The following is a 16,322-nucleotide window of genomic DNA, read 5'->3' on the forward strand; positions in this document are numbered from 1 at the left end:
AAATCTCGCAACCTGTTGATTTGATTGAATCTTTTCCTACTTATCGCCTAGAAAATTGATGTCCAAGAGAGACGTCATCCGATACTTCTTATAATTTTGGCTAGCCTTTTATCCAATCAATGAAGAAAAAATCCATCATCGTCATCGGCTTCCTCGGCACCCAGCTCGATGCCGGCCAGGGCGCAGGCCGCTGGAACAAGTGGCGTCCCACCGTCTCGCTCGCGCAGCACGAGGACATGGTCGTCTCGCGCATGGAACTGCTCTACACGCTGCGCCACAAGGCGCTGGCCGAAGTGGTCAAGGCCGACATCGCCACCGTATCGCCCGAGACCACCGTCAACCTCGTGCCGCTCGACCTCGAAGACCCATGGGATTTCGGCGAGGTCTACACGCGCCTGTACGACTGGGCGCGCGCCTACGCGTTCGACACCGAGCGCGAGCAGTACTGGACGCACATCACCACCGGCACGCACGTCGCGCAGATCTGCATGTTCCTGCTGTCCGAATCTCGCGTGGTGCCGGGCGTGCTCGCGCAGACCTCGCCACCGAAGAAGCAGCGCGAGGGCGAAGCCGGCACCTGCACGCTGATCGACCTGGACCTCTCGCGCTACGACGTGATCGCGCGGCGCTTCGATGCGGAGCAGCGCGATGCGGTGGCGTTCCTCAAGAGCGGCATCGCCACGCGCAACGCGCGCTTCAATGCGCTCATCGACGAGATCGAGCGCGTCGCCGTGCGCTCACGCGCGCCGATATTGCTGGTCGGGCCGACCGGCGCAGGCAAGTCGTTCCTGGCGCGGCGCATGTTCGAGCTGAAGCAGGCGCGGCACCAGATGACCGGGCCGTTCGTGGAAGTGAACTGCGCCACGCTGCGCGGCGACGGTGCGGCTTCCACCTTGTTCGGGCACAAGAAGGGCTCCTTCACCGGCGCCGCGAGCGATCGCGCCGGGCTGCTGCGTACCGCGAACCAGGGCGCGTTGTTCCTCGACGAGATCGGCGAACTCGGGCCCGACGAGCAGGCCATGCTGCTCAAGGCCATCGAGGAGAAGCGCTTTTTTCCCGTGGGCGCGGACAAGGAAGTGGAAAGCGACTTCCAGCTGATCGCCGGCACCAACCGCGACCTGCGTAGCGACGTGGCCGAAGGGCGGTTCCGCGAAGACCTGTTCGCGCGGATCAACCTCTGGACGTACGACCTGCCGGGCCTCGCGCAGCGGCCCGAGGACATCGAGCCGAACGTCGACCACCTGCTGGCCATTCACGCGGCCGAGAACCATCGCGTCGTGCGCTTCAATGCCGAGGCGCGCGCAGGCTACCTGCGGTTCGCGCAGAGCGGCGAGGCGATCTGGAGCGGCAACTTCCGCGACCTCTCGGCGAGCGTGACGCGGCTGGCCACGCTGGCGGACGGCGGGCGCATTCCGGTCGCACTGGTCGAGGCAGAGATCGCGCGGCTGCGCTGGCTGTGGAAACACGGCGGGCCGACGGCGACGCTCAGCGGCGATGTGGATCTGGATGCGTTGCTGGGCAAAGAGCGAGCGGCTGCGCTGGACCTGTTCGACCGGCTGCAACTCGACGCCGTGGTTCGCGTGTGCAAGCAGGCGCGCAGCCTCTCCGATGCGGGGCGCCAGCTCTTCCAGGCATCGCGCGCACAACGCAGCGTGGTGAACGATGCGGACCGCCTCCGCAAGTACCTCGCGAAGCACGGGCTCGACTGGAACCAGTTGGGCCACTGATAGATTCGACGGTCCGCAAACCGGGACACCCAAGGGAGATGAATCGATGAAGAGCATGCGCGGAATCAAAGGCGCCTTGTGGGCCGCAGGCGTGGCGCTGGTGTTCGCCACGGGGGCGCAGGCGGGCGGTGTGCTGCGCCCGGGCCTGTACGAAGGCCTGATGCTGGCGGTCGATGGCGGCGGTGCCGTGAGCGGCAGCTTTGCGCAGCAAGACAGTTGCGCCTTCCGGATCGCGGGCCGCGCCAGCGCCAAGGGCGTGGCCGAGGTCCGCACGGTCAGCGAAGGTTCCGCGCCAGCCATCGAAGGGAGGCTGTCCGCCGGCACCGACAGCGTCAGCCTTGCCCTGCCGGGCGGACAGCAGTTGCCGGGCTGCGGCAACGTGCTGCCACCCTTGATCGACAAAGGCCTGGACCTCGACCTCACGCACAAGGGCACATGGACCCGCCTGGTCAGCGTGGTCGCCGACAGGACGGCACTGCGCAAGTCGCCCGGCGAGGCGGGGCGCGCCTACGTCGTTCGCGGCGATGTGCTGGGCGTCGTGTCCGGGAAGGCAGACCTGCTCGAAGTCGACTTCGTGAGCGCGCAGGGCCGCGTGATGCGCGGCTGGATCGCCGCGAAGGACGCGAAGGCGATCGGCGCGCCGTAGCCCCGACGGGTTGCCGCGCTATCCTCCGCGCCGATGGCCATCTCCGCATTCGCAGTGAAAGTCCCGGCAGCCGAACCGCTCGCGGAAGACCTGCGCCGCCGGTACGACGCGACAGTGGCGCTGGACAAGATCGGACGAATCCCCACAACGGCCTAACTTGCCCCATGCGCAACGTCCTCTTCATCTGCAGCCGAAACCAATGGCGCAGCCCCACCGCCGAGCAACTCTGGCGCCGCCATCCGCTGATCGCGGCGCGCTCCGCAGGCACCAGCCCGAATGCGCGGCACCGCGTTTCCATCGACGACATCGAATGGGCCGACGTCATCCTCGTGATGGAAGAAAAGCACAAGTCGCGGCTGGTGGCCGAATTCACACGGATGCTGGAAGGCAAGCCGATCCACGTGCTCGACATCCCCGACGAATACAAATACATGGACCCCGAACTCGTCGAAGAACTCCAGCGCTCGGTCGGGTCCATCCTCGAAATCGATTGACCCCATGACCGAGATCTACATCAGCACCGACGTCGAATCCGACGGCCCCATCCCCGGCCCGAACTCGATGCTCAGCTTCGGCTCGGCCGCCTACACGGCCGACAAGCAGCTCCTCTCCACCTTCAGCGCCAACCTGCACACCCTGCCCGGCGCCGAGGCCGATCCCAAGACCGCCGCCTGGTGGAAGACCCAGCCGGAGGCCTGGGCCGCGTGCCGCACCGACCTGCAGGACCCGGCGCGCGCCATGAAGAACTACGTGGCCTGGCTCAAGGGCCTGCCCGCGCGGCCGGTGTTCGTGGCCTACCCGGCGGGCTTCGACTTCCTGTTCGTCTACTGGTACCTGATGCGCTTCGCTGGCGAGAGCCCGTTCAGCCATTCGGCGCTCGACGTCAAGTCGTTCGCAATGGCGATGCTCAGGCTCGACTACCGCGACAGCACCAAGCGCGCCATGCCCAAGCGCTGGTTCGACAAGCTGCCGCACACGCACATCGCGCTCGACGATGCGATCGAGCAAGGTGCCCTCTTCTGCAACATGCTCGCGGAAAACCGCCGCGCCCCGGGTCCGCAATGACGAACACCGTCCGCCGATGGATGAAGCTGGCGCTGTGCGCCGTGCCGCTCTTCCTCGGCGGCTGCGTGCAGTCGATGTTCTATTACCCCGACCGCGTGCGCTACGAAACGCCCGACGCGCTGGGCCTGCGCTACGAGAGCGTGCAGTTCAAAAGCGCAGACGGCACGCGCCTCACCGGCTGGTTCATTCCCGCCGTGGGCCGGCAGAACCCGAAGGAAGCCAAGGGCACTGTGGTTCATTTCCACGGCAATGCGCAGAACATGTCGACGCACTGGCGCTTCGTGGCGTGGCTGCCGCGGCAGGACTACAACGTGTTCGTGTTCGACTACCGCGGCTACGGCGAGTCCGAAGGCGTGCCCGAACCGAAGGGCGTGTTCGAAGACTCCAGCGCCGCGCTGAACTACGTGCGCTCGCGCGGCGATGTCGATGCACAGCGCCTCTTCGTCTTCGGGCAGAGCCTGGGTGGTACCAATGCCATCGCCGTCGTCGGCTCGGGCAACCGGGCCGGTGTGAAGGCTGCGGCGATCGAATCGACCTTCTACTCGTACACGTCGATCGCCAACGACAAGCTCTCCAGCGCGGGCCTGCTGGTGAGCGACGACTACGCGGCATCGAAATACGTGGCGGCCATCTCGCCGATTCCGCTGCTGCTGATCCACGGCACGGCCGATGGCGTGATTCCGCATGCGCATTCGCAGCGGCTCTTCGCCGATGCGCGCGAGCCCAAGCGGCTGATCGAGGTGCCCGGCGCCGGCCATCTCGAACCGATGGCGGCAGCGCGATTCGGCACCACCTACCAGCAGGCGCTGACGGACTTCTTCGACACCGCGATGCGTTCGCCCCCACCATGAAGCACTTCGACGAAGCCGCCACCCGCGCGCCCCTGGGTTTCAAGAAGCTGGTGCCTGCCCTCCGCGCGGCTTTCTCGGCCGAGGCACGGGTGCCGCCGCGTCATGTGCACAGCATCGAGGCCGCAGGTGCGGACAAGGGCACCGTGCTCATCATGCCGGCGTGGAGCGATGCGGGCTTTCTCGGCATCAAGACCATCAACATCTTTCCCGGCAACGGCGCGCGCGGCCTGCCCGGGCTGCATGCGACCTATGTGCTGTACGACGCACATACCGGCGTGCCGCTGGCAATGATGGACGGCAATGAGATCACCGCGCGCCGCACCGCCGCGGCTTCGGCACTCGGCGCTTCGTTCCTCGCACGCGAGGATGCGCGCCGCCTTCTGCTGCTGGGCACCGGCCGCATCGCCCGCATGCTGCCGGCCGCGCATGCGAGCGTGCGTCCCATCGACGAAGTGGCGGTATGGAACCACCGGCCCGAGGGCGCCGAAGCGCTGGCCGCGCAGTTGCGCACCGAAGGCTGGAACGCGCGGGCGGCCACGGACCTGGAAGCGGCCGTGCGCCACGCAGACATCGTCAGCTGCGCCACGCTGGCCTCCGCCCCGCTGGTGCGCGGCGAATGGCTCGCACCGGGCTCGCACCTGGACCTGATCGGCAGCTTCACGCCCGCGATGCGCGAGGCCGATGTGCAGTGCTTCGTGGGTGCGCGCACCTTCATCGACACGAACGAAGCGCTGCAGAAATCGGGCGACCTGCTCGATGCGATCGCGGCCGGCACGCTGCGCGCGCAAGAGGTTCAAGGCACGCTCGCCGAGTTATGCCGCGGGCAACGCCCCGGCCGCACGGGCAGCGAAGAGCGCACCGTGTTCAAGGCCGTCGGCAGCGCGCTCGAAGACCTGGCCGCCGCCACGCTCGTGTGGCAGCACGCGGCCTCAGAAGTTTCAGGGTAAGTCCCGATCGTGCGGCGGGGCGGGCAACCCAAATGCGGGCCATGCGCAAGGGAAACTCCAGGGAACGAACAATCGCCGCCGGGCAGCCGGCCGATCCGTTCATGGCACGAAACTTGAAAGCAGCCCCTGCAACCCGGCGTTGGACGACAGGCGCATACGTCATACGGCTGATAGCGCCCGACGCCGAGTAGCACTAATCTGCTAATGCGATGAAATCAGAGAGGCAACCGCATGCTCACCATCCTTCAGAAAGCCAACATCCTCAGCAAGGTGGGGTTCGACGTACCGGCGCGACCGGACGACGATCTCTCGACCAATGCCGTGACAGGATCGGCCGCCAAACCCGAAGGCATTTCCCAGAAGGCGCACGACTGGGCCAAGGCCATCGAGACCCTGTACGTTGCCTATGTGGCGGCCCGCGCCGCCAAGAGCCTGCGAGATTCCGAGGAAGTGCGGCAGAACGCGATGCTGCAGAAGCTTTCTTCCAAGGCGTACGCCTGAAGCATCGGCCCCGGTTCCCCGCATCGCTCCGCGGGCGATGCATGAGCGCCGTCGCTACCGGCTGACGCTCACGGGCAGTGGCGCGGCAACTGCCCGCCCTGCTCGCCCACCTGTTTACTTGCCTTGCGCCGACTGCAGCACCGAGTTCTGCAGGGTCGAGACGACCTTGCTGTTCACGCGCGAGCCGCTGGTCACGTTCTGATCGGGCGCGGCGGCGGTGGCCATGGCTTCCTGGTAGACCTGGGCCGGATCGCGTTGCGCCGTGAACGGGTCCGGCCCGCGCGAGCCGCGCGTCACGTTCTGGTTCGGTGCGTGGGCGGTGTCCACGGCCTGCTTGTACATGGCGTCTGCATCGGCCGTGGAAACGAACGGGTCCGCACCGCGCGAGCCGCGGGTGACGTTCTGGTTCGGTGCATGGGCGGCGGCGATGGCTTCGGCTTCGACGGCTTCGCGCGTGCGGCCGGCGGACTGCTGGGCTTGCGCGGAAGTAACGGCGAGCACCGCGAATGCGGCGGCGAGGGCGAGTTGCGAGGTCTTCATGATTGGGTTCTTTGCGAGTGTTGGAGGGGCCGGCCCGCGGATGCGGGAAAACCCTGAGCAAGTTTCGCGCGGGCAAAAGGCATCTGCGTGACGGCCCCAGCCGGCGATGGGGTTGCTGATACCGGAGGCAACGCGCCGCGCACGCTTCTGGTACGGAAGATCTCGCACCAGCTCGCGCCCGGACTCCCATGCAAGGTTCACCGCGCACGATGCATGACAATCCGGCGCCGCATCTTCAATACGTGACACCTCATGGAATCGCCACTCGGAACCGTCATCGTCTACGCGCGGGACATGCAGAAATCCGCGGCCTTCTATGCCCGGCATTTCGGCTTTGTCACCACCGGCGAAGTCATCGAAGGCCTGATCGAACTGACGCATCCGGACGGCGGGGCGGGCATCCTCATCCATCAGGCCGGCAAGTCGGTGAAGCTCGGACAAGTGGGCGTGAAGCTGAGCTTCCATGTGAAGGACGTCGCCGCGTTCGCCGCGCAGGCGGCGCTTAAAGGCCTCGTGTTCGGCGCGGTGCACGAAGCCAACGGGTACGCATTCGCCAATGCCAAGGACCCCGACAAGAATTCGATCAGCATCTCGAGCAGGGCACACCGGCGCCCTGCGGCTTGAAGGGCAGCCGCCTCGTCCGGGGATTTCCGGCCCGCCATGCTGACCCGCAACAGGCGCCCTGTCCCACACCCAGCATGCGGCCAGCGTCCAACATGCATTCATGACCGACCCACGCAATGTCGCGCACGACAAAAAAGTGCAGCAGGAAAAGAAACACCACGGCGAAGAAATCGCCCCCGGCGCCATCCACGCGCCGCAGCCTGGCCAGAAACCCGCCTTGAAACATGAGGAACCGGCGGCGCCCGACAGCGACCCTTCTGGTTCCAACTGATCCTTCCACCTCGAGAGCCCCGTTGACGGGGCTTTTTTCTTGCCGGCGCCGCCACCCGCTCAATAGATGGAAGCCCCCTTGCCTTGCCACAGGACATCGACGCCCAATCCGCAGGGTGCATCACGCATGCCGGGAACCTCCAGATGTCCGCTGCCATGTTCGCCGCCCTGTTCTTCACCGTGGCGCTCCTCGTCACCACGGCCTACTTCATCATGGGCTCGATCCCGCTGCTGGTGCTCAAGCACGACACGCCGCTCGATGCGCGCTTCGTGCGCGGCTTCTTCAACCTCTACTACGTCGGTGCATTCATCACGGCCAGCGCAACGGCGATCAGCTTCGCGTTCGCGGGGCGCCTTGGCATTGCCGCGGGTGCGGCGGCACTGGCGATGATGGCTGTGGTGCTGCGCAAGAAGGTCATTCCCAAGATGGACGCGCTCGGAGAGCAGATCAAGTCCAACTACATGGAGGCGATTCCGGGGTTCCGCAAAACGCACATCACCGCCATCCTGATCAACCTCGCTCAACTCGTGGTGATCGTGTGGACGCTCATTGCGGTGAGCCGGCAGTAGCAACGGCAGCGCCTCGCCGCAGCACCACCGACACTCCGGCCGCGCGCGCCCTCAGCTGGCCGCAGCCGCCGTCCACGTCCTGCCCGGCCGAATCGCGCAGCTTCGTCAGGATGCCGCGTTCGTGCAGCGTGCGGGCGATCTGCTTGCAGTGCTCCCACGACGGACGGCTGAACGACACGCCATCCACCGCGTTGAACGGAATCATGTTCAGCACGCCGTACTTGCCCGAGAGCAGCCTGACGAGGCCGTCGATCTCGTCCTGCCCGTCGTTGATGCCTTCGAGCAGCGCCCACTGGTACTGGATCGGGTAGCCGGTCGCGCGCGCATAGCGCTCGCCCGCATCGACCAGCTCCTCGGGCGTCATGTTCGGCGCGCGCGGCAGCAGCGTCTTGCGCAACTCGGCCTTCGTCGTGTGCAGCGAGAGCGCCAGCGCAGGCCTCACCCGTTCCCGGTGCAACCGCTCGAACGCGCGCGGATCGCCCACGGTGGAGAACACCAGGTTCTTGTGGCCGATGTTGCCCACCGTGCCGAGCAGTTCGATGGCCTCCATCACGTTGTCCAGGTTGTGGGCCGGCTCGCCCATGCCCATGAACACCACCTTGCGCACCGGCCGGCGCGTGCGCGCGAGCGCGACCTGCGCAACGATCTCGGCGCTGCCCACCTGGCGCAGCAACCCGTCGCGCCCGGTCATGCAGAACTGGCACCCGACCGCGCAGCCGACCTGCGACGACACGCACAGGCCATCGCGCGGCAGCAGCACGCTCTCGACCGTCTGGCCGTCCGCCAGGGCGACGAGCAGCCGCTCCGAACCATCGGCGCCAGGATGCACCGTGTGGATGCGCGCCAGCCCCGCCAGCTCGGCCTCGATGGCCGGCAGCGCCTCCATCAGCGACGATGGAAAGAAACTGTGCGGCAGGCGCCGGCCGCTGTCGCGCGGCAGCGCGTGAGACCACAGCCGCAGGATGCGCTGCTCGTGGCTGGGGCCCGCGCCGGCTTCGCGGAGGCGTTGTTTCAGTTCGTGGATTCGCATGCGCGGAGGGAGGGAATGGGACGCCGGCCGCATCGACGGCCCGCCCCCTATTGTCGCCACCCCTCGATCCGGCGGCTCAACGGGATTGTTTGAAGCCGAACACCTCTTCCCAAGGCGCCTGCGCACCGCTGCGCTCCCACGCCGAGCCCACGGGACTCTCGGTGATGGCGGCCAGCGACGGGTCCATCTTGAGAAAGGAATTCAGCGGGCAGATCTTCGGCGGGTTGTTGTCGAGCATCTCCTGGCTCTCCTTGCCGCTCAGGAAGATCCAGCCCGAGTCGTGCGGGTTGTTCGGCTTGACCCGGTAGGCAAAACCCACGGGCAGGCGGTTCGGTCCCATGACCTGGTCCGACGCCAGCACCAGCGGCGCAAAGGCGGTGAACTTGGCGTTGCCCGGCTCTTTCTCTTTCTTGAACGGCCACATGTCGATTCCCCTTCGGCTCAGTGTTTGTTCCCTTTGACCCGATCGATCAGCTTGCGCGCAAACCGCCCCAGCGTCATCGGCCCCAGCCGGTGGCTCAGCCGCGCCCGCTGCGCCTCGGGCATCTGGGTGCCGAAGCGCCGCAGCGTGTCCCTGATCGTCGTGTACTCCTGCTCGTGCTGACCCAGCAGGCCGTACGCCTCGGCAAGCCATTCGCTCGCGTTGACGACGCGCTCGCGCAGCTGCGCATCGGTGCTGTCGTCGAAACGGGCGATGAGCGTCTGGTAGACCTCGGCGCGCCCCGCCTGGTCGCCTTGCTGGCCGAGCACGCTCGCCTGGTCGAGCATCGCCCTGGCCACCCAGACCTGCAACGCGACGTCCTTCGCATCGCCCTCCGTGCGGATGAGCTGCGCGTAGCTTTCCAGCGCGGCGTCGATGTTGCCGGCCTGTTTGTGGGTCAGGCCCTGGCAGTAGATCGCGCGCGCCACGCGCCGGCGCAGATCGATCACGTTGGAGCCGGCCCAGCGCGCGATGATGTCGCTGTACACCGCCTGCTCTTCCTCATGCCGCCCGAGCTTGTCGAGCGCCGTGCTCTTGTAGCCCAGGCACAGCGCCACGTGCTCCTGGATCGACATCGACAGCTCTTCGCCGTAGCGCGCGTCCATCTCTTCTGCGCACGCGATCACGCCTTCGAGCTGGCCCAGTTGCTGGAGCATGTAGGTCTTGTTGGTCAGCGCACGCGAGCACTGGTTGCGCAGCTCGGGGTGGCTGGCTTCGATGTGCTCGGCCAGCACCTGGTCGGTCAGCGCGATGCCTTCGCGCTGCTGGCCGGCTTCGCCCAGCTCGTAGCCGCGGGTGATGGTGGCGCGAATCTCGTCGAGCTTTTCGACGGGCAGGTCCGGAAAGTCGCCGCCGAAATCCGCGCCTGAGAGCTTGTCGAGCGTGACGAGGCAGGCCTGGCGGCTCGCGGCCGCCTTCGACAAGGTATCGCGCATGTCCTCCGAGGTGATGTTGCGAAAGCGCGCGACGAGCTGGTCGTACACCACCAGCGCCTCCGCCGGGCGGTCCACCAGCTTGAACAGCAGGTAGCCCTTGTTGAGCAGGGCGCTCGCCACGATCTGCAGAACCTGCTCGTCGCTCTCGTCGGCCGTGAGCGCGAGCAGGCGGTCGTAGGCCGCGATCGCTTCTTCGAAGGCCTCGGCCTCGCGCAGTTCGTGTGCGCTGGAATACATCGCATCGATCACTTGCCTGCGCAGATCCGGCACCGCGTCGCGTCCGAAATCCGCAGCCAGCGCGTTCAGCATCGGCGCCTGCACATCGGCCGGCTCATTGCGCAGGGCCATGATCTGCAGGCGCGCGTGGACGGCCTCCTCGCGCAGCGCCTGGCTCGCGCTCGCATCGACGCCCGACGCGGCCGCCTGGTACAGCGCGATCGCCTCGTCGTTGCGCCCGGCGCCGCGCAGCACGCTGGCACCGGCCATGGCGGCGCGCGTTGCAGTCAGGATCAACTCGGGGTCGGTCTCGCCGGTGTGCTTGCCGAAGCGCGCGTGCACCGCATCGAACTGGGCGGCGGCGTCGTCCGAATGGTCCAGGTCGCGCAGCGCCTGGCCGCGCGCCACGCCGGCGCGCGCCACCCAGCGCCGCACCGGTGTGAGCGTCGATTGACCGAAGCGCGCCTCCAGTGCGTCGCAGGCGGGCAGCACGTCTTCGGGCTCCTCCGCGTCGTAGGCGGTGCGGCACATCACCTCGGCCATCAACTCCTCGATGTCTTCGCCGGTGTGATGGCCGAAACGCGCGATGAGCGCGGCGCGTACCGCCGGCACTTCGTCGTCGCGGTCCAGGCGATACAGCACATGCGTCTTCAGCGCCATCGCGCGGCAGGCGCGCAGCGCGACACCGGGCAGTTCGTCGGCCAGGTGCGCGGCCAGCACGTCTTCGCAGGCGGCCAGTGCCAGTGCGTGTTCGCCGGCGTCGTCGAGCATGTCGGCGCGCAGGAACCCGGCGCGCGCATGCACTTCGCGCAGCGCCTCGCGCGGGTCGACCCTGTAGGCGGCCAGCACTTCTTCGAGCATGGGGATGGCCTCTTCGACGCGCCGGCCGGCCTGGGCCAGGCGGATGGCCTGGGTGATGCGCGATTGGCCGACCCAGCCGGCCACGGAGGGCTCGGGCGCATGGGCCAGGTCGCGCCAGGCGGCATCGAAGGCTTCTCGCGATTCGGTGGGGTACTCCAGGTCGGCCAGCAGCTCGCCGCGCCAGATGCGGGCGCGCGCAACGGTCTCGCGCGTGGCCTCGGGCGCATCGCCGGCGTAGCGGCGCACGATGTCTTCGCAGCTGCGCACCATGTCCACCTTGGCGAACGCGCCGCCGAGGGAGCCGGCCACCACGGCGCGCTGGAAGGCGGCGCGGGCCACCCACGCGCGCACTTCAGGGGTGCTCGCATCGCCGAAGCGGCGTTCGACTTCTTCGTAGGCCTCGACCTCGCGCCTGGCCTCGCCGAGGACCCGCCATGCACTGCCCTTGGCGTTGAACGCCTGCGCGATCCAGAGTGCGCGGCCCGCGGGCGCGGCATCGGCATGCGCAATCAATGCATCGCAGAGTTCCACGCGCTCGCCATGCCGGCCGAGCTCGGCGAGCGCCTCGCCCTTGCGCAGCCAGGCTTCGTAGAGATGCTCTTCGAGCAGGGGGTCATTGGCAGCGTGCAGGCGGTCGATGACCTGCTCGGCTTGCGCGATGCGGGCCAGCGCCGCGGCTTCGACTGCGTTCGGGGTCAATCCGGATTCCTCCCTTGCGTGCCGTGGGGCACGCTGTGCGCCTGCCTGGTGCAGGCAGGGGCACTTTAAAGGAAGGCGGAATCGAAACCGGGACGGGACGGGGCTCGGGGGCGGCCCGCGCCGTCACTCAATCACCAGCGCACCTTGAACCCCACGCTCGCATTCACCCCGCTCTTGACGCGCGCATCGCCGCTCGAGCTCCACTGCTTGCCCAGCTCCGCGTACACGCCCACGTTCTCGCTCACCTGCAGCGTGGCGCCCGCCGCCAGCTCGGTGCTGGTGCCACCGGTGCGCGTGGCGATGTCCGCGTAGCCGGCCGGGCCGATGAAGCGGGTGACATCGGTGCCGCGGCTGCCGCGGTACACGTTGGCGCGCACATAGGGCTGCAGCAGCCCGGCGCCGGTGGCGATCTGGCCCTTCACACGCACGCCGGCGCGCACCAGCGTGCCGTTGTGGCTGTCCTGCTGCACGAGGGCGCCGGGGATGCCCACGTCGCCGAGGTTCACGCGCTGGTGCACCAGCTGCAGCTGCGGCTCGATGGCCCAGTTCTCCGCGATCGCGAACGACTGCCCCACCTCGACCGACGCCAGCACGCTGTTGCCCTTGCCGCCGCCGGAAACGCCCAGCGCGGGCGAGGCGGTGTAGCGGTGGCGCCCGGCCTGCAGCACGCCATCGACATACAGGCCGCCTTCGTTCTTCCAGGTCGCATAGGCGCCCAGGTATTCGCTCTTCTGGTCGTTGGTGCCGACCGCGAGGTTCGCCAGGCCGCTGGCGAAACCGTTCACGCGCATGTTGCCGTCGAGCTGGCCGACGTACACGCCCACGCGCCAGTTGGGGTCGGCCCACAGGTCGGTGCCGGCCTGGAAGCCCGTGAGGCGTCCCTTGCTCGTCGGGCTCACGGTCCCGCCCTGCGAGATGGTGCGATCGGTGCTGATGATGCGGCCCCAGGCCTGGCGGTAGCCCTGCACCGGCGTGGCCGTGTTGGCCCCCGGGGACAGGTCGTCGCCCGTGCGCTGGTGCATGTTGCCGAGCATCGCGAGGCTGGACTGGCGCAGCTGCTCGGGCAGCGCCGCGTACAGCGGCACTTCGGCGCGGTAGGTGGGCACGAGCGCGCCGCCAGTGCCGCCTGCGCCGCCGGTTCCCGTGCCGCCGCCGGGTGGCGCAACCGCCGCGGCGGTGGAGCGCAGGTACCAGTTCTCGCCCGCGCCGGTGGCGTCGGCGGCGTACAGCCGGTATTCATAAGCCCCGGCATCCACATGCGCGCCGGCCAGCGCGAACGCGCTCCTGGTCGTCTGCGCGGTGGTGGTCGCGCCGTTGATCGCGCTGATCACCTCGATGCCGTTGCCCGTGGTGAGCGCGCCCAGGCCGCCCAGGTTGGTGACCTGCACATTCGTCGTGCCACTGGCGACGGCGGTGACGCCGCTCAGGATGAGCCGGTCGCTCGCGCTCGCGCTGCCGCCCAGCGAAGTGCCCAGGCGCAGCGTGCCGCCGTTGCCCACCCAGGGGCCGTTGACCGTCAGCGTGGTGCCGGGCACCGTGCCCACCAGCGACACCGTGCCGCTGTTGGCCATCGACGCGATGGCCTGGCTGTTGCCCGCCAGGTCCAGCGTGGCACCCGGGGCCACGGTGAAGGCGCTGGCGGCGCTGAGGATGTTGGCCGCGCCGGCACGCAGGGTACCCACCGCCACATTGGTACCGCCTGCGTGGGTGTCGGCGCCGCCCAGCGTGAGCACGCCCGCGCCGATCTTCACCAGATCGCTGGCGCCGGAGATCGCGCCCGTCCACGCCAGGTCATGCCCGTTGGTATCGATGGTGCCCGTGCCGCCGAGCAGCAGCGCGTTGTTGACCGCGAGGCCGCCCGCGCCGGCAATCACGCTGGCGGTCGCGCCCGTGCCGATGGCAATGGCGCCCGTCATCGACGAGCCCGCGTTCAGCGTGAGCCTGTTGGCGCCGCCGGTGAACTCGACCGCCGCGGCGCGCGTGACACCGTCGCCGCCCAGCCCGCCCGAGATGCTTGCGCTGTTGACGATCGCAAGGCCCGCGCCCGTCACGCCCGCGCCGCCCACGCCGTTGGCGCCGCTCGGGCCTCCGTTGCTGTTGGCCCCGCCGACGCCGCCCGCCCCGCCGGTGATGGCACCGGTGTTGGTGATGGTCGCGCCCGCGCCGGTCGATGCGAGGCCCGCCCCGCCATCCCCGCCGCTGCCCGGCGAACCGGTGCCACCCACGCCACCGCCCGATGCGCCGCCGGCGCCCCCGGCGCCGCCCGCGATCGAGCCGGTGTTGCTGACCGAGACGGCCACGCCCGCCAGCGTCGCGCCGATGCCCCCTGCGCCGCCACCGCCGCCCGAGGCGTTGGCACGCGAGCCCGCCAGTTCGGCCCCGCCTGCGCCGCCCGCCCCGCCCGCGATGGCGCCGGTGTTGGTGAAGCTGAGCCCCGGGTTCGTCGCGTTCAGGAAGAACCCGCCGCCCCCGCTACCGCCACCGCCGCCCTGCGAGAACGCGTTGCCGCCCTGCCCGCCCGCGCCGCCCGTGGACGACCCCGTGGCCGTGTAGTTGCCGAGCGGCCCGCTCAGGATCGCGCCGTACCCGCCAGCGCCGCCGCCCCCGGCCGCCCAGTACCCGTTGCCGCCCGCACCACCGACGCCGCCGGTGTAGCTGTCGGATGAGCTGGTGACGTTGTTCGCGACCGACGCCCCCTGAAAGCCCCCGCCGCCGCCACCGCCGTAACCGTCGCCAACGCCCGGCCCACCGGTCTGCGCCTGGCCCGCGCCACCCGCGTCACCCTGGAACGCACCCGGGCCGGCGGGCGTGCTCGCAGCACCCGCCGCACCGCCGATGCCAGGCGTTGCGGCGCCGAAGCTGCCGATGCTGGCACTGCCCCCCGCCGTGACCCCGCCCGGCGTCGACGACCCGCCGGCACCGCCCGATGCGCCGAGCGTGGTGTCGTTGATCGCGCCGCTGCCCCCGATGCCGTTGCTGCCACCGGCGCCCCCATTCAGCGACGTGTCGCCCACAGGCTGCCCGCCCGCGCCGCCCGCTGCCAGCACGGCCAGCGGCACCGCACAGACCAGCAGCGCCGCCGCAGCCGCGGCCACCGCGCGCACGCCGCCTCCGCTGGACGCAGAAGAAGAGCGCGCGGTGCCGCGCGAGATTTCCGGCGCGGCGATCCAGGTGCCGAGCGCGGGATTCCAAAGGGTCCGGAAGATTTTGTTCATGGCTTCAACGTGTTTTTGCGGTCATTGATCGGGCCTGGCGCCCGAATACAGCAGCAATTGCTTGCTCCTCCTCCGCACGCCGTTAATTACTCACTTCAAGCCAAAAATGTAAGGACGCGTAGCGGTTGCGCATATACCCGGGCGGGAGTACCCCAAATGGGCCGGACTTTTGCGGGGCGGTACCGCTTTGCTTCTTGTGACGGCTCGTTGGGGATGGGGTACCTATCGGAGGCGTCAGGAAGTAACAAATGCTTTTTTGGCCTTGGGGTCAGTGGCGCTTGGGAAGAGGCCGGCGTCGCTCCGCGGCGGAAAGGAACCGAGAGAAGGACATGCAAGACGAGGCCGAGGAGAAGGTCTCGTCCTGCTTCCGCAGTTGGAGATCTTTAGAACTGGCGGGTATCGATCAAGCCAACTGGCGCTTGATAGCCTTGAGCGCATTGACCCGCGCGGCGTCGTTGTGAACGTCAGCCGTTTCAAGTGCCTGGAGCCAGGCGAGCGACTCAGGCGTAGCGGCACCTCGGATAGCGCACAGGCACAGGCTTGCGAGAAATGGCTTGGACGCCCTGTCGTAGGCCTTCAACCCCATCCGTCTCAGCCGGTCCTGCAGCAAAGCATCGATCAGCACGCCACCCTTGAAACTCAGCAGTTGGTTCAGTGCAGACAGGGCCTGCCAATCGGCATGTGTCACATCAGGCGACCGCCAATCGGCGGACTCGCAAAACTCCGTCAATGCCCGGACGCTCTCGACAGTCTTTACGTGTGCAAGAACGGCAATCGCGAATGTTGCAAGCTCACGGTCCGACAGCTGGGCTTGAAGTGCTGCGACACCGCCGCGCCCGTAAGCCGCGCAAACCTGAGCCCATCGTGCAAAAGGCGCCACGCGCGTCCCGTCTTCGAGCAGCCCATTGGCCAGCCATCCATGCTGCGCGCAAAGGCGATCGATTTCGTCTGCTCCGGCAGCCCCCTGCATGAGCGCGAACCGGATCATGTCCTCGACGTTCATGGAGCCGCCATAGGCCGAGGGGGCCGTACCTTTGGCTACCTTTCGGGCGAGTACGTTGAAGTTCATCTCTTATGGGCGGGCTGGCGCCGCAAAAACGAAAGCGGCCCCGGCAACTTTAGCGGGGGCCGCATAGCGATCAAC

The 16,322-nt window shown here is 68.2% G+C and carries 16 protein-coding genes; 10 read left to right on the plus strand and 6 right to left on the minus strand.

Going from position 1 to position 16,322, the window contains the following annotated elements; all coding sequences use genetic code 11:
- Window positions 1-119: 119 nt before the first annotated feature.
- From rtcR to M2282_RS22555, 7 genes are all read left to right on the plus strand, one after another.
- On the plus strand, window positions 120-1,727 hold the full coding sequence (gene rtcR / locus M2282_RS22525; RefSeq protein WP_280810991.1) for an RNA repair transcriptional activator RtcR: 1,608 nt from the start codon (window positions 120-122) through the stop codon (window positions 1,725-1,727).
- A gap of 55 nt (window positions 1,728-1,782) precedes the next feature.
- Entirely contained in the window at window positions 1,783-2,373 is a 591-nt protein-coding gene (locus M2282_RS22530) for a hypothetical protein (RefSeq protein ID WP_280810992.1), read from the plus strand.
- A gap of 164 nt (window positions 2,374-2,537) precedes the next feature.
- Window positions 2,538-2,867: a low molecular weight protein tyrosine phosphatase family protein gene (locus M2282_RS22535; RefSeq protein ID WP_280810993.1), complete on the plus strand. Its 330-nt coding sequence runs from the start codon at window positions 2,538-2,540 to the stop codon at window positions 2,865-2,867.
- Between the two features lie 4 nt (window positions 2,868-2,871).
- On the plus strand, window positions 2,872-3,438 hold the full coding sequence (locus M2282_RS22540) for an exonuclease (RefSeq protein WP_280810994.1): 567 nt from the start codon (window positions 2,872-2,874) through the stop codon (window positions 3,436-3,438).
- Window positions 3,435-4,289, plus strand: a complete 855-nt coding sequence (locus M2282_RS22545) for an alpha/beta hydrolase (RefSeq protein WP_280810995.1) — start codon at window positions 3,435-3,437, stop codon at window positions 4,287-4,289. Before M2282_RS22540 ends, M2282_RS22545 begins: the two co-directional genes overlap by 4 nt.
- The gene (locus M2282_RS22550) at window positions 4,286-5,236 is read left to right on the plus strand and encodes an ornithine cyclodeaminase family protein (protein WP_280810996.1); all 951 of its coding nucleotides are present in this window, start codon (window positions 4,286-4,288) and stop codon (window positions 5,234-5,236) included. Before M2282_RS22545 ends, M2282_RS22550 begins: the two co-directional genes overlap by 4 nt.
- A 231-nt stretch (window positions 5,237-5,467) precedes the next feature.
- Complete coding sequence (locus tag M2282_RS22555; RefSeq protein WP_280810997.1) at window positions 5,468-5,737, plus strand: hypothetical protein; 270 nt, start codon at window positions 5,468-5,470, stop codon at window positions 5,735-5,737.
- Between the two features lie 114 nt (window positions 5,738-5,851).
- Here the strand turns inward: M2282_RS22555 and M2282_RS22560 are convergent, their stop codons facing one another.
- The gene (locus tag M2282_RS22560; protein ID WP_280810998.1) at window positions 5,852-6,277 is read right to left on the minus strand and encodes a hypothetical protein; all 426 of its coding nucleotides are present in this window, start codon (window positions 6,275-6,277) and stop codon (window positions 5,852-5,854) included.
- Window positions 6,278-6,529: 252 nt separating this feature from the next.
- Between M2282_RS22560 and M2282_RS22565 the strand changes: the two genes are divergently transcribed.
- From M2282_RS22565 to M2282_RS22575, 3 genes are all read left to right on the plus strand, one after another.
- Window positions 6,530-6,901: a VOC family protein gene (locus M2282_RS22565; RefSeq protein ID WP_280810999.1), complete on the plus strand. Its 372-nt coding sequence runs from the start codon at window positions 6,530-6,532 to the stop codon at window positions 6,899-6,901.
- Window positions 6,902-7,001: 100 nt separating this feature from the next.
- On the plus strand, window positions 7,002-7,172 hold the full coding sequence (locus M2282_RS22570; protein ID WP_280811000.1) for a hypothetical protein: 171 nt from the start codon (window positions 7,002-7,004) through the stop codon (window positions 7,170-7,172).
- A gap of 143 nt (window positions 7,173-7,315) precedes the next feature.
- Window positions 7,316-7,741: a hypothetical protein gene (locus M2282_RS22575; RefSeq protein WP_280811001.1), complete on the plus strand. Its 426-nt coding sequence runs from the start codon at window positions 7,316-7,318 to the stop codon at window positions 7,739-7,741.
- Here M2282_RS22575 and M2282_RS22580 read toward each other — a convergent pair.
- The 5 genes from M2282_RS22580 to M2282_RS22600 all read right to left on the minus strand — a co-directional run bounded on the left by M2282_RS22580 (window position 7,719) and on the right by M2282_RS22600 (window position 16,247).
- A complete protein-coding gene (locus M2282_RS22580) occupies window positions 7,719-8,771 on the minus strand; it encodes an RNA methyltransferase (protein ID WP_280811002.1) in 1,053 nt (350 codons plus the stop codon). The genes M2282_RS22575 and M2282_RS22580 overlap by 23 nt on opposite strands.
- 76 nt (window positions 8,772-8,847) lie before the next feature.
- Complete coding sequence (locus M2282_RS22585; RefSeq protein ID WP_280811003.1) at window positions 8,848-9,195, minus strand: immunity protein Imm33 domain-containing protein; 348 nt, start codon at window positions 9,193-9,195, stop codon at window positions 8,848-8,850.
- Between the two features lie 17 nt (window positions 9,196-9,212).
- On the minus strand, window positions 9,213-11,963 hold the full coding sequence (locus M2282_RS22590; RefSeq protein ID WP_280811004.1) for a hypothetical protein: 2,751 nt from the start codon (window positions 11,961-11,963) through the stop codon (window positions 9,213-9,215).
- 131 nt (window positions 11,964-12,094) lie between these two features.
- The gene (locus tag M2282_RS22595; RefSeq protein ID WP_280811005.1) at window positions 12,095-15,178 is read right to left on the minus strand and encodes an autotransporter outer membrane beta-barrel domain-containing protein; all 3,084 of its coding nucleotides are present in this window, start codon (window positions 15,176-15,178) and stop codon (window positions 12,095-12,097) included.
- Between the two features lie 403 nt (window positions 15,179-15,581).
- The gene (locus tag M2282_RS22600; RefSeq protein ID WP_280811006.1) at window positions 15,582-16,247 is read right to left on the minus strand and encodes a hypothetical protein; all 666 of its coding nucleotides are present in this window, start codon (window positions 16,245-16,247) and stop codon (window positions 15,582-15,584) included.
- Window positions 16,248-16,322 lie beyond the last annotated feature (75 nt).

Origin of the sequence: Variovorax boronicumulans (assembly GCF_029892485.1) — a bacterium.
Taxonomy (GTDB): Bacteria; Pseudomonadota; Gammaproteobacteria; order Burkholderiales; family Burkholderiaceae_C; genus Variovorax; species Variovorax boronicumulans_B.